The sequence below is a fragment of the Bartonella jaculi genome, from assembly GCF_039543045.1.
GTDB lineage: Bacteria > Pseudomonadota > Alphaproteobacteria > Rhizobiales > Rhizobiaceae > Bartonella > Bartonella jaculi.
In genome coordinates this window covers 1-4263 of record NZ_BAABIZ010000055.1, presented here as the reverse complement: position 1 = coordinate 4263, position 4263 = coordinate 1, and the positions used below count along the sequence as shown (strand labels likewise).

Genomic DNA, 4263 nt, shown 5'->3' with positions numbered 1-4263 from the left:
AAGCAGCCATTGGCACAAGTGTTCAAACGGCTCTTGAGGGTGGCTCTTTTGATAAGAACCTGATTGCAAACCTGCGCACAGCCCTGTCTGATACGGTTGGCAAGACGTTGGCGGAAGAGATCGGCACCGCCAAGGCTGAAGGGAAAATAGACACGGTCACCCAGATTGTTGCTCATGCAGGACTTGGCTGTCTCAAAGGCGCTGTTGCGAGTGGCGCTTGCTCTGCCGGTGCTATCGGCGGGGCTGTGGGTGAAGCCACTGCTATGCTCCAGTTTAAACTGTGGTCTAAAAATTTAATACAAAAAGAAATAGCAGCATTGGATGGTCGTATTCCAACGGCAGAAGAACAAGCGCGTATAAATGCAAAGATTGAAGCACAGTTTGCTGACTTTAGCGATCGTGCCATTGATGTCGCACGGGTTACAGGGGGCTTTGCTGCTGCTCTTGCTGGTGGTGATGTCAATACTGGCGCGGATGCCGCTGGTAATGCCGCGGAGAATAATTTTCTTCCTGTGGTAGCAGCATTAGCAGCATTCATTGTGTCGCTTACACCAGAAGAGTTGGCAGCTCTGTCTCTTTTTATGGCTGGTGGAGCAACTGTTGTTGGATCCTCTAGCAATGGGATGGCTATAACGGATTTCCTTGGCTATTTGTTTGCATCGAAAAATGCAGAAGAAGACAGCGAAAAAACAGACAAAAGTACCAAAGAAGAAAAAAATAAAGCTTCTCAGAAGGAAAGTAAAAATAAGAAAAAAAACGGAAACAATAAAGAACCACAAAACAATAATGATGGAAAGGGTAACATACTTGAACAAGTCAGGAAGCATCATGATAAAAAACGCGATGAAAAAAAACGAGAATTAAAGGATGAAGGATGCATAGTATGCGAGTCAGAAATAGTATTCAAAACTAAGACGGATAAGGGTACAGTAAGATCTCGTGCGGATATTGTTTATATAAAAGATGGTAAAATAATGATTGGCGAAGCAAAAACGGGAAAAGCTGATTTAAGTGAAAACCAAACAATTTTGAAAGAAGCCTTTAAAAAAGGAAATGGTGAGTCCACAAAAGGAAAATTTATAAAATTTTTTAAAGAGAACAAAGAGTTCTTAGAGAAATATCAAGAATCGTTCAAAGATTTTAAAGGAAGTGATAAAGAATTAAACGAGGCTAGTAAAAAATGGGTTACAGAACAATTGAATAATAAGTTAGACAAAACCGACGTTGACATTTTTCGTTTTCCAGGGCTTTTTGAATGAAAGTGAATAGTGATGCAGACCAAAAACGTAACAGAGATTTTAAGAGATCTTGGCTGTGAGACATAAGACCAGCTATTATCTACAGTTGTAGAACAGTATTAGCGTGAATAAGCTGCGACTTATGGAGGATAATCTATGAACTTTGCATTTAAAAAAAGGTCCCGTCCCGATATTATTTATATAGAAGAGGGCGTATTGAAAGTTATCGAAATAAAAACTGGTAATTCTAGATTAACAGAATGTCAAAAAAAGTTTGAAATAGCTTATAAAACAGGAGATGCAAAACCTTTTGGAAAAATTATGAAACGATATCTCGAGGAAAATAAAGAGCAGCTTAATAAATACCAAGAAGATCTCAAAAATTTTGAAGGAGATAAGGAACAGCTGAAAGAATTTAGAGATAATTGGAGTGAAAACCAAATAAACAGAGAGTGGAATAGAACAATCTTTTATAAAATCAAGCGTTACCCAGGACTTGGAGAAGAGTAAGATATTATGCAAACTAAAGATGCAACAGAAATTTTAAAAAGTCTAGGATGGGAGCCTTATCGTGATGAAGTGGGTGATACGTTTGCTTATTATTATCTCCCCGATCGTGTTGTGGACTTGAGTTATGGTGTAAAACATGAAAAGGGTAGTGAAAGATTTTGGCTATCCGCTAGTCTTACCACTGTTCCTTATTGTCTTGCTCGTGAATATGCTAGGGGTAAAAAATCGCGGTATGGATATATACTGTTTCCTGAAAGAGGTGGTTTCGGGATTACAGTACCGGAGCTGTTGGAAAGCCATGTTGAAGCAGCTTTAAACAATGTGATAATATGGGCACAAACACTAGATATTAAGAAAAAGTTACTCGAAGAAGCTACTGATCACTCTCTAGTTGCTAAAGCTCTGCTCGGGGATATGAAGGCTTTAAAGAGTTATAAGTTGACGCCAAAATTGGATGTACCAGAATTTTCTGATTATAAAACGACGACGTGGAATGAACGACTCCTTCTTTTTGCCCAAGCCTATAAAAATGGAGAGCTGAATGATATTATTGCATGCAAAAAGCTCAAAGGTCAGCAGATAAGCCTCAAAGCAGCAACCACCATCCTCAAAATCAATGGTTGGTGCGCAACTGAACCTGCGAACATGTGGTTATCTTTGCCTGATCGCTTCATTAAGTTTGATTTTGATTTTGGGTGTCTTAATGATAAGCAAAATTTCCATATTGAACTTGAGATGTCCACTGAAGAAATTTCCAGTGTTTGCCGCTACATTCACAAGAGTGGAAAATATGACTCCATATCTCCCACAAATATTTATTTGTCTTTTAATTCTCTTGGTAATGGTCTTGATATTTGTCTTGATACACTCACTAGGCAAGAGCTTATAAAAATTTCTGAGCGGGTGATACAATGGGCACGTGCTCAAGATTTAGAAGCAACGATGGAAAGCAAAACACACATACAAACTTATCGCTGTTATCCAGATATTCTCTGGCATTTCACTTGTTTGGCATTGACAGGAAAAATTGATGTCCTGAAATCCTATCAAAACTCTATTTCAGAGGGAAAAATTTCTGAACATTTACAAAGTCTTGATGAAGAATTAGAAACCTATATTAATCGTGCTATTGAGTTTGCTGAAGAACATCTGACCGTTTTAAAGGAGCGAGAGGCGGCAGATGCACGTATTGGTGTACAATCTTTGGCTTTTCTTAATACAGTTTCTGAAAAATTAAAAATGATGGGCTGGACAGTTTATCGAGATAAAAACTACGAGCGCAATGCTTATTTTATAAGCAAAGATCGTATTATCAATATAGTGTACAGCCTTGACATGGAAGGAGAAACACCTACTGTTGCATTGAAAGCTTCGCTTTCAACGCTTGGATTTTCCACTATTCATAGATACATTTCCCCCGATAAGCCTCAATATATAGCTCTCAAAGAAGCAGAAGAAATTTATACAGTTTCTGGTAATGAAACAGCTTCTGGTAATGAAGTTGATGAAGATAAACTGAAGCAGATCTGTGCGGATATTTTAGACTGGGCTGATCGGCAAAATGTGAATCAAATTATCTATGATTATGCAGACTTGTCAGCAAACAGTGAATTTGATCTTGTTCTGCGCCACTTTGTTGCACTTGTTTTGATTGGGGATGTTGAAAAGCTTAAATTTTATAAGAAAAGTTTTAGAGCAGGGAACCGTCTAGGTTTTGTGAAAGAAATCACGAAAGATATTATTGACGATATTTTTTGGTTTGCACGACGATATCGGTCTGGTTTTCCAAAGAATGTGCTGCTTTTGGCTCTTGAGTTACAAACAACACCTGTTGATTCAGTAGAGGAAGTGGATGAGACGGATGATAATGATGATGCTCTGACCATAGAGAGCACAGCTGTGCTTTTGAAAAGTTTAGGTTGGTCGGTCGAGAAAATTGATGGGGATGATCATCTGGCGAGTTATCAATTACCTGATCGCGAGGTACAAATTCTTTATAATGATGAAAGTGTGAAAGATTGTCCGCAATTTGATGTCGGATTTTTGGTTGTTACCGGCATTCTTGCCACTGCTTGCAAGGTGATTAATCCTACTTACTCTGAAGATTTAGAAGATCTGCAACTTAATTTTGAGGAGAAAGGGCTAGAAATTTTTGAAGTAGATGTAACTGCAGATTGTTTAACGCAGGCACTTGATGATGCATTAGAATGGGCGGTGCAAGCCATTGATCTTCATGAAGAGCTTCGTTCCCAATACGGTATGCCACCTTGGAAAAAGAGCAAAATCAATGAAGCGCATTATGGCTTACTTCATATTGGCGCTCTTGCTTTGTTGGGTGATGTTGAGACCTTACAATCTTATCAGAAAAGTTTTGCGGCAGGTGATCCTCTAGGCTTTGACGAGAGCATCAACAAAACCCACCTTGAACGTGCAGTAGCTTTAGCTCAAGAAGTCGCAAAGGTAAAGCAACTGAGCTACGCTTTGATTGAACAAGTGTCAGAAAAGCTTGACAACC

The 4263-nt window shown here is 38.8% G+C and carries 3 protein-coding genes; all 3 read left to right on the top strand.

The window, feature by feature from the left end; genetic code table 11:
* The coding region (locus ABD915_RS08915) for a DUF637 domain-containing protein (protein ID WP_345117503.1) at positions 1 to 1259 on the top strand (1259 nt) is incomplete at its 5' end.
* Between the two features lie 135 nt (positions 1260 to 1394).
* Positions 1395 to 1748 carry a hypothetical protein gene (locus tag ABD915_RS08910; RefSeq protein WP_345117501.1) on the top strand — a complete coding sequence of 118 codons (354 nt, stop codon included), beginning with the start codon at positions 1395 to 1397 and terminating at the stop codon, positions 1746 to 1748.
* A gap of 6 nt (positions 1749 to 1754) precedes the next feature.
* Positions 1755 to 4263 (top strand): DUF6990 domain-containing protein (locus ABD915_RS08905; protein WP_345117499.1); only part of this gene is annotated, 2509 nt, incomplete at its 3' end.

What these genes read in the sequence shown, in the direction of transcription:
- ABD915_RS08910 (WP_345117501.1), top strand. Translation starts at nt 1,395, where the DNA reads ATGAACTTTGCATTTAAAAAAAGGTCCCGTCCCGATATTATTTATATA.